This window comes from Shewanella sp. SG44-2, from assembly GCF_014164215.1.
Classification (GTDB): domain Bacteria; phylum Pseudomonadota; class Gammaproteobacteria; order Enterobacterales; family Shewanellaceae; genus Shewanella; species Shewanella frigidimarina.
Genome location: NZ_JACJEU010000063.1, coordinates 1 through 1,563, shown reverse-complemented (window position 1 = coordinate 1,563; position 1,563 = coordinate 1). Strand labels below are relative to the sequence as shown.

Sequence of the window (1,563 nt, the reverse complement as noted above, 5' to 3'; positions counted from 1 at the left end):
TCATCGTTGCATTGAGTTTAAATTTTTTGATTGCCAACATTCCGAAGAACAGAAGACAATTTCGAATAACTCAACACCTGTGAATGTCCACACAGATTTCTTGTTTAGATTGTTAAAGAACGTTGATATCAATTTTTCAGACATCACCATAAGACGCTAGGTCGTTGGCTTGGGGTGCGTATTCTACGCTTCCCAGTGTTGGCGTCAAGTGTTTTTTCAAACTTTCTTTTCGCCTTGAACTCAGTGTTTTGAAGCACTTAATTCAACCTGACTCGGTAACCGCTTACGCTGTCTGCCGTGTCAGTGGATGCGCATTATAGGCACCACACGTTTTTGCGCAAGGCCTTTTTTAACTAATTTATCAATTAATTTTTATACTTAACTTAACACCACATTAAGCACACCTTACCCACAGACTTACCCACAATTATGGATCATTAGATTCATATTTTATCCATGGTCAGATAGGCAAGCATATTAACGCTTTTGATTATGGGCTTTGCATTTGTTCACTATGCTGCCCAAAGTTAGATAAATCATGTTTAGCCAGTAATATAATCAAGGTAAAAATAATGCGTACTGACACACTTTTGTGTAATTAATCCAACATGAAACCTAGAGAGGTGCTTCGTGACATCAATTATCGACCTGAGACGCCTTAGGATCTAATAACCGCATATGCCGATATTGATGGGTGAAGGTTAGGCAGTATTATCGAATGAGAATATTCGCATTTATTGTTACTTACATAGGGAATTCAATCATTAAGAGGTAACCAACTAATCAGTAGAGAAACCATCACTACAAGATAGCCAATGATGAACCTACAATTACGCCTAACTTGTTACAGCAAGAGCGTAATGTTGGCGCTATAAATCAGGTCTGATTTTATAACGTATATTAGGCCTAGAACAAAATGGACCTATTTAGCTGTGGTAATAAATTTATATGTGGGACATTGGTGAGTTGCCTGTTGTGAAAGACAAAATTCCAATTTGGTTTGAGCAAATATGAAAGCCATGAAAGTATAAAATAGGACAGAATATCAACCGAAGACATAACTGCTGGCAAAATGCAGTAATGCCATCCTTCTTTGGAAGCCTTAAAACAAAATCGATACCTCAGCGTGGCTGCTATTGTAGCTTAATGAATCTGTAGATGACGTATATGCACAAAATCCAAAGGCCTGCAGAGTTGATACTTTAAGGAATGAACTAGATCAATGAATTAATACCATTTACATTAATTAATTGGTCATATCCACTAAAGCAACGATTTGCGAGTTCATTCTGACGAAGCCATTGCCACACTTGTTCTATAGGGTTGAGTTCTGGCGAATAGGGCGGAAGCTTAAGGATACTAAGGTTATCAGAGTCCTCAGTCAGATCTTGTTGATGCCAACCTGCACCATCCATGATGACCAAAGCATGACGACCCAATTCGGTAGCCTCTGAAATTAATGTTAAATGCTCCCACATATATTCACTGTTGGCATGCGGGGCAATAATAGCCTCTGTCGTGCCCGTTGCAGGACACACCGCACCATATAAATATGCTGATTCG

Annotated in this window: 1 pseudogene; it reads right to left on the bottom strand. The window is 38.8% G+C overall.

Going from position 1 to position 1,563, the window contains the following annotated elements:
• Window positions 1-1,244 precede the first annotated feature (1,244 nt).
• A pseudogene (locus H5181_RS20230) lies at window positions 1,245-1,563 on the bottom strand (IS630 family transposase); the annotation flags it as partial.